19 protein-coding genes are annotated in these 19524 nt (G+C 69.5%); 8 read left to right on the top strand and 11 right to left on the bottom strand.

The genetic code is table 11. The features are described 5' to 3' along the window. Positions 1–77: 77 nt before the first annotated feature. A complete protein-coding gene (locus tag ACQEWB_RS29785) occupies positions 78–488 on the bottom strand; it encodes a VOC family protein (protein WP_432836317.1) in 411 nt (136 codons plus the stop codon). Between the two features lie 68 nt (positions 489–556). Here ACQEWB_RS29785 and ACQEWB_RS29790 point away from each other — a divergent pair, with 68 nt between their 5' ends. From ACQEWB_RS29790 to ACQEWB_RS29800, 3 genes are read left to right on the top strand one after another with little or no spacing between them, the layout of a single operon-like run. Continuing rightward, positions 557–949 (top strand): hypothetical protein, encoded by a 393-nt coding sequence (locus tag ACQEWB_RS29790; RefSeq protein WP_432836319.1) that lies wholly within the window; start codon positions 557–559, stop codon positions 947–949. Between the two features lie 5 nt (positions 950–954). Further along, on the top strand, positions 955–3438 hold the full coding sequence (locus tag ACQEWB_RS29795; protein ID WP_432844073.1) for a DUF4132 domain-containing protein: 2484 nt from the start codon (positions 955–957) through the stop codon (positions 3436–3438). A gap of 55 nt (positions 3439–3493) precedes the next feature. Continuing rightward, a complete protein-coding gene (locus ACQEWB_RS29800) occupies positions 3494–4234 on the top strand; it encodes a hypothetical protein (protein WP_432836321.1) in 741 nt (246 codons plus the stop codon). Here ACQEWB_RS29800 and ACQEWB_RS29805 read toward each other — a convergent pair. From ACQEWB_RS29805 to ACQEWB_RS29840, 8 genes are all read right to left on the bottom strand, one after another. Then, positions 4196–5314, bottom strand: a complete 1119-nt coding sequence (locus tag ACQEWB_RS29805; RefSeq protein ID WP_432836323.1) for a hypothetical protein — start codon at positions 5312–5314, stop codon at positions 4196–4198. The two genes, ACQEWB_RS29800 and ACQEWB_RS29805, sit on opposite strands and share 39 nt — an antisense overlap. A gap of 3 nt (positions 5315–5317) precedes the next feature. Continuing rightward, positions 5318–5737, bottom strand: a complete 420-nt coding sequence (locus ACQEWB_RS29810) for a hypothetical protein (RefSeq protein WP_432836325.1) — start codon at positions 5735–5737, stop codon at positions 5318–5320. Positions 5738–5836: 99 nt separating this feature from the next. Beyond that, entirely contained in the window at positions 5837–7117 is a 1281-nt protein-coding gene (locus ACQEWB_RS29815; RefSeq protein ID WP_432836327.1) for a M48 family metallopeptidase, read from the bottom strand. 199 nt (positions 7118–7316) lie between these two features. Beyond that, a complete protein-coding gene (locus tag ACQEWB_RS29820) occupies positions 7317–8081 on the bottom strand; it encodes a succinate dehydrogenase iron-sulfur subunit (protein WP_432836329.1) in 765 nt (254 codons plus the stop codon). After that, positions 8081–9835 carry a succinate dehydrogenase flavoprotein subunit gene (gene sdhA / locus ACQEWB_RS29825; protein ID WP_432836331.1) on the bottom strand — a complete coding sequence of 585 codons (1755 nt, stop codon included), beginning with the start codon at positions 9833–9835 and terminating at the stop codon, positions 8081–8083. The genes ACQEWB_RS29820 and sdhA overlap by 1 nt, the downstream gene beginning before the upstream one ends. 23 nt (positions 9836–9858) lie before the next feature. Then, positions 9859–10341: a succinate dehydrogenase hydrophobic membrane anchor subunit gene (locus tag ACQEWB_RS29830; RefSeq protein WP_432836333.1), complete on the bottom strand. Its 483-nt coding sequence runs from the start codon at positions 10339–10341 to the stop codon at positions 9859–9861. Positions 10342–10346: 5 nt separating this feature from the next. Continuing rightward, positions 10347–10727: a succinate dehydrogenase, cytochrome b556 subunit gene (gene sdhC, locus ACQEWB_RS29835; protein WP_432836335.1), complete on the bottom strand. Its 381-nt coding sequence runs from the start codon at positions 10725–10727 to the stop codon at positions 10347–10349. Between the two features lie 190 nt (positions 10728–10917). Continuing rightward, on the bottom strand, positions 10918–11469 hold the full coding sequence (locus ACQEWB_RS29840; RefSeq protein WP_432836337.1) for a 2-oxo-4-hydroxy-4-carboxy-5-ureidoimidazoline decarboxylase: 552 nt from the start codon (positions 11467–11469) through the stop codon (positions 10918–10920). Between the two features lie 209 nt (positions 11470–11678). Here ACQEWB_RS29840 and ACQEWB_RS29845 point away from each other — a divergent pair, with 209 nt between their 5' ends. The 3 genes from ACQEWB_RS29845 (at position 11679) to ACQEWB_RS29855 (ending at position 14572) form a co-directional block, all read left to right on the top strand. Further along, complete coding sequence (locus ACQEWB_RS29845; RefSeq protein ID WP_432844075.1) at positions 11679–13304, top strand: beta-N-acetylhexosaminidase; 1626 nt, start codon at positions 11679–11681, stop codon at positions 13302–13304. A gap of 95 nt (positions 13305–13399) precedes the next feature. After that, on the top strand, positions 13400–13903 hold the full coding sequence (locus ACQEWB_RS29850; RefSeq protein ID WP_432836339.1) for a hypothetical protein: 504 nt from the start codon (positions 13400–13402) through the stop codon (positions 13901–13903). Positions 13904–13999: 96 nt separating this feature from the next. Beyond that, on the top strand, positions 14000–14572 hold the full coding sequence (locus tag ACQEWB_RS29855; RefSeq protein WP_432836341.1) for a hypothetical protein: 573 nt from the start codon (positions 14000–14002) through the stop codon (positions 14570–14572). Between the two features lie 11 nt (positions 14573–14583). On the opposite strand, the gene ACQEWB_RS29860 is transcribed toward ACQEWB_RS29855, so the two are convergent. Continuing rightward, positions 14584–15069: a DUF1877 family protein gene (locus tag ACQEWB_RS29860; RefSeq protein ID WP_432836343.1), complete on the bottom strand. Its 486-nt coding sequence runs from the start codon at positions 15067–15069 to the stop codon at positions 14584–14586. Positions 15070–15236: 167 nt separating this feature from the next. On the opposite strand from ACQEWB_RS29860, the gene ACQEWB_RS29865 reads away from it, so the two are divergent. Together ACQEWB_RS29865 and ACQEWB_RS29870 are read left to right on the top strand one after the other, a co-directional pair. Beyond that, positions 15237–15635, top strand: coding sequence for a hypothetical protein (locus ACQEWB_RS29865; protein ID WP_432836345.1), 399 nt, complete (start codon positions 15237–15239; stop codon positions 15633–15635). Between the two features lie 132 nt (positions 15636–15767). Beyond that, the gene (locus tag ACQEWB_RS29870) at positions 15768–17240 is read left to right on the top strand and encodes a DHA2 family efflux MFS transporter permease subunit (protein ID WP_432844077.1); all 1473 of its coding nucleotides are present in this window, start codon (positions 15768–15770) and stop codon (positions 17238–17240) included. 11 nt (positions 17241–17251) lie between these two features. Here ACQEWB_RS29870 and ACQEWB_RS29875 read toward each other — a convergent pair whose 3' ends face one another. Then, on the bottom strand, positions 17252–19492 hold the full coding sequence (locus ACQEWB_RS29875; RefSeq protein WP_432836347.1) for a peptidoglycan recognition protein family protein: 2241 nt from the start codon (positions 19490–19492) through the stop codon (positions 17252–17254). Positions 19493–19524 lie beyond the last annotated feature (32 nt).

Consider the following 19524-nt stretch of genomic DNA (forward strand, 5'->3'; position numbering starts at 1 on the left):
ATGACTGTAGACCGGTTTTTGAACACGTTCAACCTGGATGGAGTGGGGTCTGCGTCACGGCCGCGCCGGGGCCCGCGTCACGGCCGGCGGCCGAGCTCCGGCCGCTTCGAGTAGTCGGTGAACCCGATGACGTTCCCCCAGGGATCGGCGATCTCGACGGTCCAGCCCGTGGCCACGGGAAACGGCTCGTCGAGCAGCGGGACGCCGGCCGCGGCGAGGGCGCGGGCAGCCTTCCGGGCGTCCCCCACCTCGACCCACAGCCGCGGCGACGGCCACGCCGGCGGGCGTTGCCCCAGCCCGTCCTCCTGCCGCAGCAGGATCCCGGGCGTCTCGCCCCCGACCTTCAGTAGCGCGATCCCGGCCTCGTCGAGCCGGAACCCCACAGCGAACCCGGCCCGCTCGTAGAAGCCGACGGCCGCGCCGAGGTCTCCGACGGGCAGCAGGGCGTTGTCGAATCCGAGCAGTTCGTACGACTGGTCATCTGACATACCGTCAGAATAGGTGCGCGATCGCCCGGAACCGGTGATTGTCAGTGGCGGCCTCTACTGTCGTCGGCATGGGATTCGTGACGTTCGTCGACGAGACGACTGCGGGGGAGCGGGGCGCCGGCTGGGAGCTGGAGGTCGCCGAGGATTGGCTCACCGTGGGTGAGTTGATCCGGCGCCGGGTGTTCCAGGAGGTCGCCGAGTACAACGCGCGTACGCCGGGGGTGTTCCAGGGACTGGTGCAGCCGCGGGACGCGGAGCGGGTGCTGAACGGGTACGCGCTGCGCACACCCCGCCGGATAGACCCCGAGACACAGACCGAGCTGGCCCTGAAGGCGTTCGCGGGGAACGGCTTCCTGGTGCTGGTCGGCGACCGCCAGGTCACCGAGGCGGACGAGGAGGTCGAGCTGCCGCTCAGCACCGAGGTGACGTTCCTGAAGCTCGTACCGCTGGTGGGTGGCTGATGGACATGTCTCCTGCCGAGTACTCCCGGCTGGTCACCGACATCCGCGCCCTCGTCGAGGCCGGGGACGTCGACGGGCTCGTTCCGCAACTGCTCGCGCATGCCGAGTCGGTCGGCAACCACTGGGGCTCGCGACACCGCAAGGTCATCGACGCGGTGCGCGACGCGGACGGCACCTTCCGGATCCGGCTGGCGCACGCGCTGGCCGGCCGCTTCCACGAACTGGAGCCGGGTGCACCTGCACGGCGCAGCATCGTGGCCCTGCTCGGTAATCTGCCGATGGCGGAGACGCCCGATGAGCCGAAGCCCCTCGACGCCCGCTCCGCGTTGATCCGCCTGGCCGGCGAGCAGGACGTGCACTACAGCGTCGGGGAGCTGATCCGGCTGGCCGAACTGGAACTGGCCGACGGCCGTGAGCTGCCCGGGGAGTTCGTGGCCGTGGTCCGACGCACGCATCTGGCCCAGTGGGACGGCAAGGCGAAGCTGGGCCCCTTGGTCGCGAAGCTAGGTCGGCCCGTCGTGAACCCCGGCGAGGCGTGGGCGGACCGCGCCCTGGCCGACCTCTCCGACCTCGACCCGCGCTGGGAGCAACTGCTCGCGCACGCGGCCACGGCCAACTCCGCCCGCCCCTCGGCCAAGTGGGAGCAGGCCGCGACGGCGCTGATCGAGGAGCTCGGTGCCGAGGCGGTGCGCGAGCGGGTGACGGCCTGGATCCGTCTCGTCGGGAGGCCTCGCACGCGTCCCCTCCTCGACCGGGGCTGGGGAGCCCATCCCAACGCGTCCCTCGACGCGTACAACGCCGATGCGCTGCGCGGTCTGACCTGGCTGCTCTCCTTCCTGCCCGGCCGCCCCGACTCCGACCGCGCGCTCGGAGCCCTGGTCGAGACCGCGCTGCGCAAGGTCCAGGGCCTCGGACCGATGAACCCCAAGATCGCCAACGCCTCGGTCAACGCCCTCGCCCGCATCGACGGCGAGACCTCCCTCGCCGAACTGGCCCGCCTGGCCACCCGCGTCACCTACAAGGGCACGCTGAAGCTGCTGAACACCGCACTGGACGCCCGCGCCGGCGCCCTCGGCCTCAGCCGCGAGGAGATCGAGGAGCTGGCCGTGCCGGCGTACGGCCTGAGGGAGGTCGGGCGGGCCGATCTGCTGCTCGGCGACGTGACCGCCGTACTCGAAGTGCACGGCACCAAGGCGGTGTTGAGCTGGCGCAACGCTGCGGGGAAGGCCGTGAAGAGCGTGCCGGCCGCAGTGAAGCGCGACCACGCCGACGAGCTCAAGGAGCTGAAGGCTGCGGCCAAGGACATCGACAAGATGCTCTCGGCGCAGAGCGAGCGCCTGGACCGCCAGTTCCTGGCCCGCCGCACCTGGCCGTACGCGGCCTGGCGGGAGCGCTACCTGGACCACCCACTGGTCGGCACGCTGGCCCGCCGCCTCCTGTGGACGGTGGACGGGACGACAGTGGGATACGCCGACGGCGAGCTGCGCACCCTGACCGACGACGTCGTCACCAGCGGCACCGAAGTCTGCCTCTGGCACCCGGTCGGCCACGATCCCGCCGAGGTCGTCGCCTGGCGGGACTGGCTGGAGCGGCACGCCATCACCCAGCCGTTCAAACAGGCCCACCGGGAGGTGTACCTCCTCACGGACGCCGAGCGCACCACGCACACGTACTCGAACCGCTTCGCGGCGCATGTGCTGCGCCAGCACCAGTTCAACTCCCTGGCGGCGATCAGGGGTTGGCGCAACAAGCTGCGCCTGATGGTCGACGACTCGGCACCGCCGGCCACGCGCGACCTGCCGGAGTGGGGTCTGCGCGCCGAGTACTGGATCGAGGGCGAGGGCGAGAACTACGGCGCCGACACCACGGAATCCGGCAGCTACCTCCGCCTCCGCACCGACCAGGTCCGCTTCTACCCGATCGACGCCCCGGAGAACTGGGCGCACTGCTGCGGCGGCGAGTACCACATGTGGCTACGCGATGGAGTCGACCCGGTGACTCCCGTCCCCCTCATGGACATCCCGCCCCTCGTCCTCTCCGAAGTCCTGCGCGACGTCGACCTGTTCGTCGGCGTGGCGAGCGTCGGCAACGACCCGACCTGGCAGGACGGCGGCCCCGGCGGCCGCTTCCGCGAGTACTGGACGTCGTACGGCTTCGGAGACCTCAGCCAGGGCGCGGAGACACGCCGCGCCCTCCTGGACCGCCTGATACCCCGCCTCGCGATCGCCGACCGCTGCACCATCGAGGGCCGCTTCCTGCATGTGAAGGGCGAACGCCACACGTACAAAATCCACTTGGGCTCGGGCAACATCCTCATGACCCCGAACGACCAGTACCTGTGCATCGTCCCCAAGCCCAACCCGGGTGCTCCGCAGGCGGGTTACCTGCCGTACGAAGGGGATCGGATGCTGGGGGTGATCCTGAGCAAGGCGCTGATGCTGGCCGACGACCGGAAGATCACGGACCCGACGATCCTCAGTCAGTTGTAGCAGGGACCCTTGAGTACCCTTCAGCTGATTGCGGGAGGGGGAGCCGGTGGGCCGTTTGCGCACAGCCTTCGGGCTGCTGGTGGTGATCGTCGGCATGGTCTGGCTGGTGGGCGGCGGGTCGGCCGTCCGCTCGGGCGGGCGATTGACTCTGTCGGCGCTGCCGTACGTGCTGGCCGCGGTGGGATTGCTGCTCATACTGCGGGCGGCTGTGCCCCGGGGGTTGCTGGTCGGCCCTGTGGCGCTCGTCGCGGGCGGTGGCTTGTGGGCGGCCTACAACGCTGGGGTCTTCGAAGGCGAGACGGCCGACCGGATCTGGCCGTCTGTCGTGATCGCGGTCGGGGTGGCTTTGTCCCTGGGGGTACGGACGGAGTCCGGCAGCCGGGAGGAGGAGCATCCTCTGCGGCGATACCGCAGTGTGCTGGTGCCGGTGGACCGGAGGGTGCTCGCATCGTCCGTGCCTTTGCAGACCCTGACGGTGGGTTCGTACTTCGGGAACGCCGTAGTAGATCTCTCGGGTGCGCAGTTCGCCGAGGATTCCGCCGACGCCGCGTTGCGCGTGGTTCGCGTGGACGTGACGGTGTTCTTCGGACGTGTCGAACTCGTCGTGGGGCCGTCCTGTGCGGTGGTGAAGGGAAACGTGGAGAGCACACACGCGGTGCGCTTCGCCGAGCGGGTCGTGGTGTACGCCGACGTGGACCAGTACTTGGACTTGGACAGCGGTGCCCAGCGCCGACCGCACCGGATGGTACTGAACGTGCTAGGTCTGGGTGGGGCCGTTGCTGTTCGCTCGTTGTAGGACGTCTTCGCTTTCGGACGGATGTTTCATCGGAAGGTCCAATTCCTCGTCGAGCCGGGCAGCGTCCTGGGCGAGATAATCCGAGATCATCATGTTCAGCCCCACCAATCGGTCGGCTGCCTCCGGTACGGGGTAGTGGAACGCTTTGACGAGATCGAACCGGTGCACGTCGAAAACGGCTGACAGAAGGGTGCCGTGGAAGGCCGCAGCTGACACCGCGCCACGGTAGGCCAGGACGGTCAGGATCCCCGGAGCCAGTGGCAACAGGGACCACACGTCCCAGCGTAGGACCAGGGGCAGCATGGCCAGCGTCGATATTCCCAGAGAAACGGCGAGCGATGCGGTGGCCGCTATGAGACTGAGTTGTTGGGTGACAGCACCTTCCAATCGGGGTGCGATGAAGGGATAGATGCGCGGATAGACGCGCGACATGTCGAGTCCATAGCGGTCACCCGAGAGTCGTTCTGCCCGCAACAGCATGTTCCCCAGTGACGTAGGCAGGAGTTCCCCCGCAGGATCCCGGTCCTCCTCTGGATCGTCCGGGCGAATCTCGGTGGGATAACCGGACCGGATGCGGCTCGCACGCTGGGCCTCACGTCGGAGACGGACGCTCCGCCGGTCCCGCTCCGCCAGATCCTGCAGCGAGACGGATCCGATGGGGGCGCGTGCGCCTGTTGGAGCAGACGCGGCCTCGGCTTCCGCCAGGCGCTTGGAGTGCTCGAGCACGAGGGCAGCCCGATCCCTGCGGCGCCGGTGTCGCTCCACCGCCGCTTCGCGCAGGGGGGCCAGTGGCGACGGCCTCTCCCAATACCCCTCCAGCAGTTGCACGACTGCGGCTTCGAAGGGCCGTATGAGCACGCCGAACACGAAGGCGAAGAAGACGAAAAGCACCACGGTCGCGGTGTCGTCCTTGGTGGGCTGGACAGCGGAGAAATCTGGCTTTGCCCCGAAGTCGTACAGTCCCGCACGTGCGACAGCCGCGATGATCGTCACAAGCAGCGCGCCGGGCAGAACGCTGGTCAGGCTGAAGCGGCCGCCGCCGATGACCTTGCCGCCTGCTTCGGCGAGTGCCTTGAGCATTTTCTAACCTCCGTTCTTGGTGGCGATTTGCAGGAACTCGGCAGTGGGGTGGACGGGTGTCCTTCGACCGGGCCGGTCCTTGGGCCGGAACGGCGGTTCTTCGCACTCGACGCACACCCAGACGTCGTCACGCTGCCCTTCCCAGAGTGGGATGAGAACGCCATTGGACAATTGGCTGCGCAAGGTGGGGTGTCCGCTGGAGCAAGGGCTGTGTTGAGGAGCGACCTCGGATGGGATGATCTGGGCGTTGGCGACGCAGTTCCGCTTGGTGCAGGCGTAGACGAAAGTCTTCTTCTTGGGGGATTTCGCTGATTCGAGCTGGAACGAGCCGCGCGGCGGCGGTGCAGGCCGGGCCGCCAGCGCCCACGCCAGGGCCAGTAACCGAAACCCGAATCCCGCTCCGCCGAGCCGCTTCCCTGCCATACCCGTCCCCACTCCGGTGGATCGAGTATGCAGTCAACTCCACTGTCCGCACAGTATGTTCGCGACGAGAATGCGGCCTCGGTTGCCCACGCCAGGCGTCTATGCGTTGACACCATCCGTCACGACCTTCCGCGCCAACGCCTCTCGGGTGTCCCCCAACTCGGCGCCGATACGCCCGACCCGCTCGGCGTCCGCCGTCACCAGGGCCGGTACAGGCGTGGCCCCCAGCAGGAGCCCTCGGCGCAGGTGGGTCGGGGGATGGGTCCCGTCGACGCTGTGGCCGTGGCGTTCGCCGACTCGGCGGCGGCGCTCGTACTCCGACTCCGGGATCGAGTCCATGTGGTCGGCCAGCGCCTCCCACACCCCCTGTGCGTCCTCCGCCGTGACCCGCCCGGACCTCCGCATCCGGCGGCCGTTGACCTCGCGATACAGCGTAGTGGTGATCGAGCCGGTGACGAGGAGACGGTCCATCAGCCCGACCGCGGCCTCGGTGGAGGCGGCACGGGCGGCCGCGGCGTCCGCGAGGTACTCGCTGCGCTGGGAATCGCGCGAGGTCAGCAGTTCGAGGAGCGTCAGCAGGCCGGTGATGAGCCAGCGGGGGAGCAGGTAAACCACGTTGATGAAGGCCTCCGTGATCGTCGGCCGCTCGATCGGCGCCAGGAAGTAGTGCCACGTGGTCAGGGACTTGTACGCGGTTCCGACGACCGCCCCGTGCCGCGTGTCCCCGTTGGTGAAGTGTCCGAGTTCGTGGCCCAGGAGGGCGATCCGCTCCTGCGGGGTCAGCACCTCCCACAGCGGCAGTCCCAAGGTCAGCAGCCGGCGGCGCAGGCCGAGCAGCGTCACGCTCGCGTTGGCCCGGGCGTCCACGACCACCACGTCCACGCTCTGTGTGCCCAGCGCCCCGGCGATCTCGTCGATCAGGGCGTACAGCTCGGGCGCCGCGTCCCGGGACAGGACCCGTGCGTCGGAGGGCAGCCGGTTCAGCCTCGGCCGCAGTGGCCACGCCAGCGCCAGCAGGAGGATGCCGGCCACCATGAGGAAGCCGCCCCGGCCCACGATCAGGAGCCAGAGCCCGCCCACGACCAGGGCGGCGGTCACCGCATGCACCGTGAGCGCGATCGCGTAGGCCAGGACGCCCGCCGTCGTACGTCCCGTCCGCTGCCGTTCGTCGCTGGTGCTCAGGTCCGCGAGCAGCCCTTCGCCGTACTGCTGGGCCAACCGATGGCGCAGCCGCTGCAGCCTGCCCTTCTCCTCGTCCCGCCCGTCGGGTTCCAGGTTCCAGTCGCAGGCCGCGCACCACGTGGTGAACCGGCGGTCCGCACGGATCTCCGCCCCGCACTCCGGGCATGGTCTTACGGTCTGCTCCTCGGCGGCACTCATCGGCGCGCCCTCCCCCCTCCCGGCAGCCCCTCCCCAGAGGCTGCTATGTACATGACCGACGAAGCTGATCACGTCCGTGAGCAGGAGTAAAGCAGGGGCAAGGGACTCTCGGGACGACGAAAGCCCCGCCCCCGGTGCGTATCCGGGAGGCGGGGCCCATATCGCCGTAGAGAAAGGCGAATCGAAGGACGAACGGAGGTCAGAAGCGCCGAGTGATCAGTGCCCTCTTCACTTCCTGGATCGCCTTGGTGACCTCGATCCCGCGCGGGCAGGCGTCCGTGCAGTTGAAGGTCGTGCGGCAGCGCCACACGCCATCCCGGTCGTTGAGGATTTCCAGGCGCTGTTCGCCCGCCTCGTCGCGCGAGTCGAAGATGAAGCGGTGGGCGTTGACGATGGCCGCCGGGCCGAAGTACTGGCCGTCGTTCCAGAAGACCGGGCACGAGGACGTGCAGGCCGCGCAGAGGATGCACTTCGTCGTGTCGTCGAAGCGTTCGCGGTCCTCCGCCGTCTGGAGGCGTTCGCGCGTCGGCTCGTTCGTGTCCTTCGTGATGAGGAAGGGCATCACGTCGCGGTACGCCTGGAAGAACGGGTCCATGTCGACGACCAGGTCCTTCAGGACCGTCAGGCCCTTGATGGGCTCGACCGTGATCGGCTTCTCGGGGTTGATGTCCTTGATCAGGGTCTTGCACGCGAGGCGGTTCTTGCCGTTGATCCGCATCGCGTCCGAGCCGCAGATGCCGTGCGCGCACGAGCGGCGGAAGGTCAGCGTGCCGTCGACGTCCCACTTGATCTTGTGGAGGCCGTCGAGGACGCGCTCCTTCGGGTCGATCTCCAGCTGGAAGTCTTCCCAGACGGCGTCCGCGGAGACCTCCGGGTTGAAGCGGCGGACCCGGAAGGTGACGGTGATGAGGTGGGACGAGGCGGCGGCCTCCGCCTCCACCTTGTCCAGAACGGGGGTTGCCATCAGTACTTACGCTCCATCGGCTGGTAGCGGGTCTGGACGACCGGCTTGTAGTCGAGACGGACGGACTCGGTGCCGTCGTCGCCCACCTCGCGGTACGCCATGGTGTGGCGCATGAAGTTGACGTCGTCGCGGTTGGGGTAGTCCTCGCGGTAGTGGCCGCCGCGGGACTCCTTGCGGGCGAGCGCGGAGACCGCCATGACCTCGGCCAGCTCCAGCAGGTTGCCCAGCTCGATGGCCTCAAGGAGGTCCGTGTTGAACCGCTTGCCCTTGTCCTGGATCGAGACGTTCTTGTAGCGCTCGCGCAGCTCGGCGATCTTCTCGACGGCCGTCTTGATCGTCTGCTCGGTGCGGAACACCATGACGTTGGCGTCCATGGTCTCCTGCAGCTCGTTGCGCAGGACCGCCACCCGCTCGGTGCCCGTCGACGTACGCAGGTTCTCGATCTGCGCGACGACCTGCTCCTCCGGGTTCTCCGGCAGCTCGACGTAGGCGGCCTTCTGGCTGTACTCCGCCGCCGCGATGCCGGCCCGCCGTCCGAACACGTTGATGTCCAGCAGGGAGTTGGTGCCGAGGCGGTTGGCGCCGTGGACGGACACGCAGGCGACCTCGCCGGCCGCGTACAGGCCCGGGACGACCGTCGTGTTGTCGCTCAGCACCTCACCCTCGACGTTCGTGGGGATGCCGCCCATCGCGTAGTGCGCGGTGGGCTGGATCGGGATCGGGTCCGTGTACGGCTCGATGCCCAGGTAGGTGCGGGCGAACTCGGTGATGTCCGGGAGCTTGGCGTCCAGCTGCTCCGGCGGCAGGTGGGTGAGGTCCAGGTACACGTGGTCGCCGGCCGGACCGCAGCCGCGGCCCTCGCGGATCTCCGTGTAGATCGACCTCGACACCACGTCTCGCGATGCCAGGTCCTTCATCACCGGCGCGTACTTCTCCATGAAGCGCTCGCCGTCCTTGTTGCGGAGGATGCCGCCCTCACCGCGGGCGCCCTCCGTCAGCAGGATGCCCATGCGCCAGATGCCGGTCGGGTGGAACTGGAAGAACTCCATGTCCTCCAGCGGCAGCCCGCGACGGTAGACGGCCGCCTGGCCGTCACCGGTCAGCGTGTGCGCGTTCGACGTCACCTTGAAGAACTTGCCGGTGCCACCGGACGCGTAGATCACGGCCTTCGCCTGGAAGACGTGGATCTCGCCGGTGGCGAGTTCGTACGCGACCACACCGGCCGACCGCTTCACGCCGTCGACCTCGGTGATCAGCTGGTCCAGGACGTAGAACTCGTTGAAGAACTCCACGCCCTCCTTCACGCAGTTCTGGTACAGCGTCTGGAGGATCATGTGGCCGGTGCGGTCGGCCGCGTAGCAGGAGCGGCGGACCGGCGCCTCACCGTGGTTACGGGAGTGGCCGCCGAATCGCCGCTGGTCGATCGTGCCGTTCGGCGTCCGGTTGAACGGCAGGCCCATCTTCTCCAGGTCGAGGACCGAGTCGATGGCCTCCTTCGCCAGGATCTCGGCGGCGTCCTGGTCGACCAGGTAGTCACCGCCCTTGACGGTGTCGAAGGTGTGCCACTCCCAGTTGTCCTCCTCCACGTTGGCGAGCGCGGCGGCCATGCCGCCCTGCGCGGCGCCCGTGTGGGAGCGGGTGGGGTACAGCTTGGTCAGGACCGCGGTGCGGCTGCGCTTCGTGGACTCGATGGCCGCGCGCATGCCCGCGCCACCGGCGCCGACGATGACGGTGTCGTACTTGTGGATCTTCATCGGTAGTTGCCTCAGCCCCGTGCCTAGCGGATGTTCGGGTCGAAGGTGAAGATCACCAGCGTGCCCAGCAGGATGGTGAACACCGTGGCGGTGTAGAGCAGGCCCTTCAGCCAGAGCCGGGTGTTCGCGCGCTCCGCGTAGTCGTTGATGACCGTGCGCAGGCCGTTGGCGCCGTGCAGCATCGCGAGCCACAGCATCAGCAGGTCCCAGACCTGCCAGAACGGGGACGCCCAGCGGCCGGCCACGAAGGCGAAGCCGATCTTCGACACGCCGCCGTCCAGCACGAGCTGGATCAGCAGGTGGCCCAGGACCAGGACGACCAGCACGATGCCGGACAGCCGCATGAACAGCCAGCCGTACATCTCGAAGTTGCCCCGCGTGGACTTCGGGGACTTCTTGGTGCGCTTGCGCGGGGCCTCGATGACGGGGGCCGGGTTGTCGACGTTGTAGAGCGACTCGCCCTCGACGGGGCCGATCCCGGACGCGGTGGATTCAGTGGTGGCCATCGGTGTCAGCTCCCGAACAGTTCACGAGCGGCGTGACCGAGGACGGGGTAGATCGCCCCGATCATCAGCACGACCCAGATGCCGACGACCGACCAGAGCATCTGCTTCTGGTAGCGCGGGCCCTTCGACCAGAAGTCGACGGCGATGACGCGCAGGCCGTTGAGAGCGTGGAAGAGGATGGCGGCGACGAGGCCGTACTCCAGCACTCCGACGATCGGGGTCTTGTAGGTGGCTACGACCTTGTCGTAGTCCTCGGGGGAGACACGGACGAGAGCGGTGTCCAGCACGTGAACGAACAGGAAGAAGAAGATGAGGACGCCGGTGACTCGGTGAGCCACCCAGGACCACATTCCTTCCCGGCCGCGGTACAGCGTTCCAGCCGGCACGGAAGTCCCTCCGGGAGCGGGGATTGGGGCCGCGCCGGCTTTGCCTGTCGGTCGGGCCCGGCCGGGTACGGTCCACCGGCCCCCAGCATCGTACTCAGCGGTGGGCGCCGGGCTTACGTGGGGCCTACCGGTGTGATCAAAGTGGCACGCGGATGGGTGAGTTTTGCGGCTTCTGGGGCGGCGTGGATGGTTATTCGCCGGGTGCGGGTCGCGTGTGGCTGGTCGCGCCGTTCCCCGCGCCCCTGAAAAGCAGGTCGCCCAACCGTTCCTTTGCGAGGCGACGCAGCTCCTCGGCCGCCACCACCCGCTCCTCATCCGGATCGTTCGTCAGGCGCGACCGGATTCCTTCCAGTACGTGGTCCAGCGCCTCCCCGGCCGACAGGCCCTCCAGGCAGATGACGAAGGCGTGGCCGAAGCGGGACTCGTAGGCCGCGTGGGCCGCGCTCAGGGCCGTATAGGCTGCGCCGTACGATCCGTCCGGCAATGTCGGCAATGTCTCGGCCGCCAGGGCTTCCGACAGGTCGGCCGGGGTGAGGTCGTAGGCCGCCTCGTCGGATGCGGCCAGCAGGGCGTCGGCATCCGGGTAGGGGCGGTGGGCCGCGATGCGGTCCGCCCAGCGGAGGCTGCGGAGGCAGTCGAGGAGGAGTTTGCGGGCGTCGTCCTGCGGGGCGGTGTTGAAGGCGCCCAGGATGGTGGGCAGGGACGGTATGGCCGGCCGGCCAGGGAGGTGTGTGGGCGTCACGTGTGTTTCGGCAGGGGAAGCAGCGGAAGCAGAGGGAAGTGTGAGAGGTGTTGCGTCACGTTATCGGGAGTGGGCGGGACGTGTCCGACGGATGCCCGTTTTTCACCCGCAGGGGAGAGTTTCGGAACGTGTGGTGGACGCATCGGGCCGTCCGAGGGTCTTAGGTTGGCGTGGTGAGCCAGCACAGGCGCCGGCGCCCGGCGCGGAACATGAGAACGCGGGTGGTGATCGGCACGGCCCTCGCCGTGACGGTCGGGGCCGGGGTGAGCTTCGGGCTGTGGGCCTCCGGCGACGACAGCGGTCCGGCGGGGTCGGCGCAGCGGCAGGAGCGGCCCACCGACGCCAAGTCGGCCGTTGCGCCCAGTTCGGCGGGCAGGACCAGTCCCTCGCCGAGTCCGTCGCGGTCGTACGCCCTCTCGCAGGCCCCCCGCACCATCCCCGCGGTGCGTTCGCACACCGCGGCGCGTGGGCCCGGCTGGCGTCCGGCCCGCGGTGAGCGCGTGGTCGTGGACGACGCCGAACTGGCCGACGAGGGACGGCTGATCGCCTCCGAGCTGGGGCTGACGTACGCCGGTGAGAAGGACGACGTGCGGGCCGGGGACGTACGACTGGCGCTGAACGACGACGAAGGGGCCGACCCGGAGTCGTACCGCATGACCGTGCGCGGCGGGCGGGTCAGTGTCAGCGGGCCGGGTGAGGCGGGGGTCTTCTACGGGACCCGGACGCTCAAGCAGGAGGTCCACGGCGGTGGTACGGCGCCGGAGGGTGTCGTGCGGGACGAACCGGCCAAGCCGGTGCGCGGGTTCATGCTCGACATCGCGCGCAAGCACTACACGGCGAAGTGGATCGAGGACCGGGTGCGGGAGCTCGGCGACCTGAAGTTCAACGAGCTGGGGCTGCACTTCTCCGACGACCAGGGCTTCCGGATCGAGTCCGACACCCATCCCGAGGTGGTGTCCCAGCCGCATCTGACGAAGGCCGAGGTCAAGCGGATCGTCGCGCTCGCCGCGAGCCGGCACATCACCGTGGTGCCCGAGATCGACTCGCCCGGGCATCTGGGGGCGGTCATCGCCGCGCATCCGGATCTGCAGCTGCGCAACACGCAGGGGGTGGCGACGAAGGGCGCGGTGGACATCTCCAAGCCTGCCGCCGCCGAGATCGTCGACGACCTGCTGAACGAGTACGCCGGTCTGTTCCCCGGCGGGCAGTGGAACCTCGGCGGCGACGAGTACCAGGCGCTCGTGGTGTCCAACCCGGCCGCCTCCTATCCGCAGCTGGCCGCCGCCGCGCGGAGCAGGTACGGCTCCGGCGCCACCGTCTCCGACCTGACCACCGGGTGGCTCAACGACCGCGCCGACACCGTCCGCGCGCACGACCGGACCATGCGCGTGTGGAACGACGGGTTCTTCCGCGGTACGACCGTGCAGCCCGCCAAGGACCTGCGGGTCGGGTACTGGACCGGCAAGGAGATCGGGGCGCGGCAGCCGGTGGAGTACCTGAGCGCCGGGCGGAAGGTCGTCAACTACAACGACGAGTTCCTCTACTACGTGCTCGGGCAGCCGAACAACTTCGTCTACCCGACCGGGCAGCGGATCTACGAGCGGTGGACGCCGCTGGTCGTGCGCGGCACGCAGGCGGTGCCGTCGAGGTACGACGGGCAGATCCTCGGCGGGTCCTTCGCGGTGTGGTGCGATCTCGCGAACGCGCAGACGCAGGACCAGGTCGCGGCGGGGATCCGGATGCCGCTCAGGGCGACCGTGCAGAAACTGTGGGATCCCGGGCAACCGAAGCTGACGTGGGCCCGGTTCAAGGCGCTGGCGGACAAGCTCGGCTGAAACCCGGCCACTTGGCGCGTACGGCTGCGAACAGCCGTACGGCTGTGGTGTATTCGGCGCGAGCCGAAGCCGACACTGCCGTGGGGGAACGGGACATGGGCTACTGGGGGTACTACGTCGTGGGCCGCAGCGAGCGGCCGCTCACCGAACTGGACGCGCTGTCCGGCGCCAAGGGCATGGAGTTACGGGCCGAGGCGCCGGGCGGCTGGCAGGTGTGGGAGTACCCGAGCGGGGACGGCGAGGTCGGCAGCATGAACGTCCTCGCCGGGGAGACCGGGGCGCCCGCGCTCTTCGGGTACGTCATGGACAGCGCCTCGGTGGTCGTGGAGGCGGCGGCGCCGGAGAGCGGAGCGTGGACCACCTGTCTCGCGCGGGCCGCGATGGCCGGGTATCTGGACGCCGGGAACGAGGGCCTCACGCTCGAGGACTACTTCCTCGAACCGCGCGACGCCGCCGACCGGGCCGTCGCCTGGGCCGCCGAGGCGGGGCGTGACGTGGCCGCGGATCCGCTGCTCGACGTGCTGACCGCGGACCCCGATCCGTTGGCCGAAAATCTCTTCTTCCGGCTGCTCGACCGGCTGGGTGTGGTGCCCCTGTGACACTCCCGGGCCGTCGCACGCAGTAAGGGGAAGTGCGGGTTCCGTCAGGAAAGACGCCCGTCGCGCCTTGCGGACGCCCCGCAGAAGGAGGGCCGGATGAGTCTGGTGGAACTGATCGCTCAGGCCGACGAGCGTGGGCTGGCCGCCAGCGGGTTGGCTTGTTTGGACCGGTGTGTGCCGCTGCTCGGGGCCGACGACGAGGTGTTGCGGCCGTTGTGGGGGTGCCTCGCGGACGACGGTGACGCCGGGGACTGGGGCGGGTGGCTGGAGCAGGTGCGGGACACGCTCGCCGGGCCGGAGGAGTACGCGGAGTCCCCCGAGGACGAGGCCGCGTTGCTGGCTCGTCGGATGCTGGCGGCCGCGCCGGTGGAGTGGGACGCGGGTGTGGTGCGGGTGTGGGCCGACGGGTGTTCCGTCGCCGCCTTGCAGATACATCGGCTGCTCGATCCGCTCGACGACGAGGGTTCTTCGGTCGATGCGCGGCGGGAAGGGCGTACGGAGGGGATCTCGCCGTTGGTCGCCGCGGAGTTGCGGCGGCAGGTGACGGTGCTCGAGCTGCTGGCCGGGCATGGGGCGGCCGGCCTGCGCCGGGCGCTGGAGGTGTCCACCGAGGGGCGGCGGGTGTTGCGGGCGGTTGTCTCGCGACGGGCTCGTAGGACCACTTCGTAGAACCCGCCTCATCAGTCGAGAATCCACTTCACCACCGCGTCGCCGTACTCCGCAGTCTGTGCGTAGAACGCCGTCAGGTCGCGGTGTGCCGACGCGAAGACGCACCTCGCCTCCTCCTCCGACTCCTTGCCGCCGTAGCGCGGGAGCAGTTCGGCGCGGGCCGCGCTCCACAGGGAGTCGAAGTCCGTCGACGTCAGGAAGTCGGCGACTCTCGCCGCCTGTGCCGCCGTCAGCATCAGGAAGGGTGGCGCTTCCTTGTCCGGGTGGGCGATTCGGTGGCCGCCGAGGACCACATGGGTTCGTATGTCCTCCGCCGGGTCGGCGCCGGCGTAGAAGACGTCGTGGTCGCAGTACCGCCGGTCCAGGAACTCCTCGCGGTGGCGGTCCACTCGCTCGCGCACCGCGTTCCAGTCGTCCTCGAACAGCCGTTGCATCCAGTTCGCGCTGTTGCGCAGCGCCGAGGGCGGCACCGCGCGGAGATGGAAGTACACGTTCATCAGTGAGAGGAGCGCACGGAAGGGGCGAAGCGTCACTCCCGGGCGAAAGCCCCATGTGAGAGGGGACTGTGGCTGTCGTGGGGTGGAGGTGAGGTGGTCCTGCGCCGGTCCGGGGGAGCACCCCGAATTCCCGTGACGAAACGCTTCCCCGGAGCGCTTTCCCGGGTGTGACAGCCCAGCATGCGACGACAGGACGGCCCTCCGCCGCGGCCAAGCCCGCGCGCCTGGCGGCCGACGCGGTGGCGACGATGCGCGAGGGGGCGCGGCTGCGCCTCGACTACTCGGCGCAGAGTCTGTGGCGGGTGGACCGCCTGATCGACGACATACGACGGGAGGGTGCGCCGTATGCGGCCGTGGAGAGCGTGTTGCGCGGGCTCGGCGCGTACGCCGGTGAGGTGATCGTGCGGCAGACCGGTGGCGAGTGGTGGTCGAGCGGGAGCGAGTACTGGCTGCGGACGCCGGACGGGCGGCTGTGGGATCCGGTCGACGAGGCCCGGCGCTGCTTCTACGGCGACGGTTCGCTGCGGCTGATGTGCCGGGACGCGACCGGCGGCGTACGCGGATGAGCACCCGGGCGGAGTCGCCGTAAGCAAAATCGGCGTAATAAGAGACGCTGGCGTTCCCAAACGGCGGATCCTGGAGGGAGCATGGAGTCGACCTCAGGGACGGTACGACTCGGCTCGATTCGGGAGGCCTCCATGGCCGAGAACCGCCGCTGGTGGGCGCTGGTCGTCATCGCGCTCGCCCAGTTGATGGTCGTCCTCGACATGACCATCGTCAACATCGCGCTGCCCTCCGCCCAGGCCGACCTGAACATGTCGGACGGCAACCGGCAGTGGGTCATCACCGCATACACCCTGGCCTTCGGCGGACTGCTGCTGCTCGGCGGCCGGATAGCCGACCTGGTGGGCCGCCGCAACACCTTCGTGATCGGCCTGCTCGGCTTCGCCGCCGCCTCCGCGCTCGGCGGTGCCGCGGCCAACTCCGGGATGCTGTTCGGGGCGCGGGCGCTGCAGGGCGTGTTCGCCGCGCTGCTCGCACCGTCCGCGCTGTCGCTGCTCGCGACGACGTTCACCGACCCCAAGGACCGGGGCAAGGCCTTCGGCATCTTCGGCGCGATCATCGGCGCGGGCGCCGCGGTCGGGCTGCTCGCGGGCGGCATCCTCACCGAGTACCTGAACTGGCGCTGGTGCCTGTACGTCAACATCCCGATCGCGCTGGTCGCCTTCTTCGGCGCGCTGGCGCTGCTCGAGGTCGGCGAGCGCCATCCCGGCGCCCGGCTCGACGTACCGGGCGCGCTGCTCGGCTCGGCCGGCATGCTCTCGGTGGTCTACGGCTTCTCCGAGGCGGAGTCGCGCAGTTGGCACGACGGCCTGGTCCTGACGCTGCTCGTCGCCGGCGTCGTACTGCTCGCTCTCTTCGGATTCTGGCAGACCCGGGCGAAGGTGCCGCTGCTGCCGATGTCCGTGGTCAAGGACCGGCAGCGCGTCGGCGCCTTCCTGGCCACGCTGTTCGTCACCATCGGCATGTTCGGCACGTTCCTCTTCCTGACGTACTACCTCCAGGGCGTGCTCGGCTGGTCGCCGCTGAAGACCGGCGTCGCCTACCTGCCGATGACGGTCGCGATGGTGATCGGCTCGACGCAGATCGCCGCGCGGCTGCTGAACAAGGTGCCGCCCCGCTTCCTGATGGTGCCGGGGCTGCTGGTCGCCGCGGGCGGGCTGGCGATCATCGCCCAGGTCGGCGTGGAACCGGCGTACGCCTCGCACGTCCTGCCCGGCATGATCATGCTGGGTCTCGGCATGAGTACGGCGATGATGACCTCGGTGTCGCTGGCCACCGGAAGCGTGGCGCCGCGCGACTCGGGCGCGGCCTCCGCGACCTTCAACACGGCCCAGCAGGTGGGCGGTTCGATCGGTACGGCGCTGCTGAACACGATCGCCGCGAGCGTGACGGCGACCTATCTGACGGCCCATGCGGGACCGGGTGTCGACAAGCAGCTGCTCGCCGCGAAGGCCACCGTGCACGGCTTCAACGTCGCCACCTGGTGGGCGCTGGCCGCGCTGCTGCTGGCCGCGGTCATCGCGGGCGTGGTCGTGAACGCGGACCGGGCGCCCACCCCGCAGAGTGCGGAGAAGCAGGCGCCCGAACCGGTGGACACGCTGGGCTGACCACTTGCCGGCTACTTGATGTAGACCAGGCCGTCCGTCGTGACCGTCGGACGGCCGCTGGTCGCCACGACCACGATCTTCACCGTGTGCTTGGCACTGCTCGACCAGGTCTTGGTCCAGATCGCCTGACGGTAGGCGGTGGTCGAGGACTTCAGGTCGACGGTGCTCACCTTCACCCCGTCGACGTACACGTACGCCTGACCGCTGCTGGAGGCCCGGCTGACCACCCAGGACGCGGACCGTCCGGTGAACGTCCAGCTCAGGCTCGCGCCCTTGGAGCTGCTGGAGTACGACTTCCCGCCCAGGTAGCTGGTGGACGAACGGGCCGTCCAGGTACCGGACTTGGTGGCCGAGGTCTCCTGGAGGATCAGCGGCGTGAAGGCCGGCGACGAGGTGCGGGTGTTGCCCGCGTAGTCGTACGCCTTCATCGACCAGGTGGACGCCGTACCGGACTTGGCGATCTGCTTGGAGCTGGTCGTGGTCGGGCCGAAGGTGGCCGTGGTCGGCGTCAGCAGGCTCACGGACTTCAGGGCCTGGCCGTCGGCCGCCTTCCAGCCGAGGGTGACCGGGACGGCGGTGGTGTTGACCGTGCCCGTGCGCAGGGAGAGTTTCGGCGCGGTGGAGAAGGTGGGCGCGGTCGTGTCCGTCACGACCTTCACGGCGGCCGTGGTCGTGGTCCTGCCGGACTGGTGCACGGCCCGTACGGCGACCGTGTGGCTGCCCGCGGCGAGCGTCGCGCCGACCGAGGTGGACGTGCCGGACGCGGAGGCGGCGACCGTGCCGTCCACCAGCAGCTCGAACTTCGAGATCAGCGAACCCGGCGTGGTCGTCGACCACTTCGCCGTGATCGCGCCCTTGGTGTAGTACGTCGAGCCGGACAGGCCCGCGCCGGAGAGCGAGGCCAGCTTCAGGCCCTGGACCGGGCCGGACGCCCAGGCGCGGATGGTGGGCAGCTGGTCGTAGAGCGAGCTGCCGGGGCACTGGGTGTTGTAGCCGTCGCGGTGACCGGAGATCCGGTTGAAGGTGTAGCTGCTGCCCGAGGTGAAGCTGGTGCCGAAGTAGTTCGTCTGGGTCGCGCCCGCCTTGAGCTGGACCGTCGAGTTCGGATCGGCGTCGTACTGGCCGAGCTTCCAGGCGGCGATCCGCGCGACCGACTCCAGGGCCGCGTTGCTCGCCCCCGTGGTCGTGTAGTCGCCGAGCACCGCGATGCCGGCCGACTCACGGTTCCAGCCGTAGGTGTGGGCGCCGAGCACCGGGAGGTCGACGCCGCCCTTGCGGCCCTCGAAGATCGTGCCGCACTTGTCGACCAGGAAGTTGTAGCCGATGTCGTTCCAGCCGTTGGTCTGCGTGTGGTACGCGTAGATGCCCCGCACGATCGCCGCGGAGTCGGCGCAGGAGTAGTCGTTCGTGCCGTCCGTGTGGTGCACGAAGACGGCCTTCACATCGGCGTTGTACTCCGAGGGGTCCGGGCTGAGCGACTCGTCGGCGCCCCAGCCTGCGCGCGAGGTGATCGGCGGCTCGGGCACGGTGGACGGCGGCGCGGTGGGCGTGGTGGCGGACGCCGAGTCGCTCGGGGACGCGGAGGCGCTGTCGCTCGGGGAGACCGAGTCGGTGGGGGACACGGAGTCGGTGGGGGACACCGAGTCGGTGGGTGACGCGGAGTCGGTGGGCGAGGCGCTGTCGGTCGCGGAGGCGCTGTCGCTCGCGGACGCCTCGGCGGCGTACGCGGCGGGGGCCGGGGCGGCGGCCTTCTGCTCGGCGGCGGTCGCCACGCCCGGGTCGACCAGGTTGACCTGGAGGCCCTTGGGCAGGCCCGCGCTGGTGGAGCCGTCCTTGTGGACGACCTGGACCTGGACGCCGTCGGCGGGCCCGACCCAGAGCGGCTCGGAGGCGCCGCGCGCGTCGGCGCCGGCCTCCTGGTCCTGTAGCGGGTCGACGTCCGCCTCCAGGTCCTGCCACCCGGACCACTCGCCGGTCTCGACGCTGCGGGTGCGGACCTGAGCGGTGCCGTGCAGCCGCGTCTTCGGGCCGGTCCAGGAGACACCCAGCATCGAGAACTGCTTGGTCTCCGTGCGCGGCAGCTCCCGCCTGCCGGTCGCGCCGCCCTTCAGGGACAGGTCGTACACCTTCACCGGCCGCTTGGCCTGCCCCACGTCCGCCTGACCGGAGGACGGGCTGGCGACGGCGTACGACACCACACCCCCGCCACCCAGGACGACCGCCCCCAGCGTCAGCCAGGCCCGCCGCTTCATGCTCAGCGGTCTGTACGCACGCGTCCCACGAG

Origin of the sequence: Streptomyces sp. CA-249302 (assembly GCF_050936785.1) — a bacterium.
In the GTDB taxonomy this organism is placed as follows: domain Bacteria; phylum Actinomycetota; class Actinomycetes; order Streptomycetales; family Streptomycetaceae; genus Streptomyces.

Bases quoted from the DNA above. Each gene is read 5' to 3' on its own strand.
- ACQEWB_RS29855 (WP_432836341.1), top strand. From the start codon at position 14,000: ATGAGTCTGGTGGAACTGATCGCTCAGGCCGACGAGCGTGGGCTGGCC.
- ACQEWB_RS29795 (WP_432844073.1), top strand. From the start codon at position 955: ATGTCTCCTGCCGAGTACTCCCGGCTGGTCACCGACATCCGCGCCCTC.
- ACQEWB_RS29875 (WP_432836347.1), bottom strand. From the start codon at position 19,492: ATGAAGCGGCGGGCCTGGCTGACGCTGGGGGCGGTCGTCCTGGGTGGC.
- ACQEWB_RS29870 (WP_432844077.1), top strand. From the start codon at position 15,768: ATGGCCGAGAACCGCCGCTGGTGGGCGCTGGTCGTCATCGCGCTCGCC.
- ACQEWB_RS29805 (WP_432836323.1), bottom strand. From the start codon at position 5,314: ATGCTCAAGGCACTCGCCGAAGCAGGCGGCAAGGTCATCGGCGGCGGC.
- ACQEWB_RS29850 (WP_432836339.1), top strand. From the start codon at position 13,400: ATGGGCTACTGGGGGTACTACGTCGTGGGCCGCAGCGAGCGGCCGCTC.
- ACQEWB_RS29820 (WP_432836329.1), bottom strand. From the start codon at position 8,081: ATGGCAACCCCCGTTCTGGACAAGGTGGAGGCGGAGGCCGCCGCCTCG.
- ACQEWB_RS29815 (WP_432836327.1), bottom strand. From the start codon at position 7,117: ATGAGTGCCGCCGAGGAGCAGACCGTAAGACCATGCCCGGAGTGCGGG.
- ACQEWB_RS29785 (WP_432836317.1), bottom strand. From the start codon at position 488: ATGTCAGATGACCAGTCGTACGAACTGCTCGGATTCGACAACGCCCTG.
- ACQEWB_RS29790 (WP_432836319.1), top strand. From the start codon at position 557: ATGGGATTCGTGACGTTCGTCGACGAGACGACTGCGGGGGAGCGGGGC.
- ACQEWB_RS29830 (WP_432836333.1), bottom strand. From the start codon at position 10,341: ATGGCCACCACTGAATCCACCGCGTCCGGGATCGGCCCCGTCGAGGGC.
- sdhA (WP_432836331.1), bottom strand. From the start codon at position 9,835: ATGAAGATCCACAAGTACGACACCGTCATCGTCGGCGCCGGTGGCGCG.
- ACQEWB_RS29845 (WP_432844075.1), top strand. From the start codon at position 11,679: ATGAGAACGCGGGTGGTGATCGGCACGGCCCTCGCCGTGACGGTCGGG.
- ACQEWB_RS29810 (WP_432836325.1), bottom strand. From the start codon at position 5,737: ATGGCAGGGAAGCGGCTCGGCGGAGCGGGATTCGGGTTTCGGTTACTG.
- ACQEWB_RS29860 (WP_432836343.1), bottom strand. From the start codon at position 15,069: ATGAACGTGTACTTCCATCTCCGCGCGGTGCCGCCCTCGGCGCTGCGC.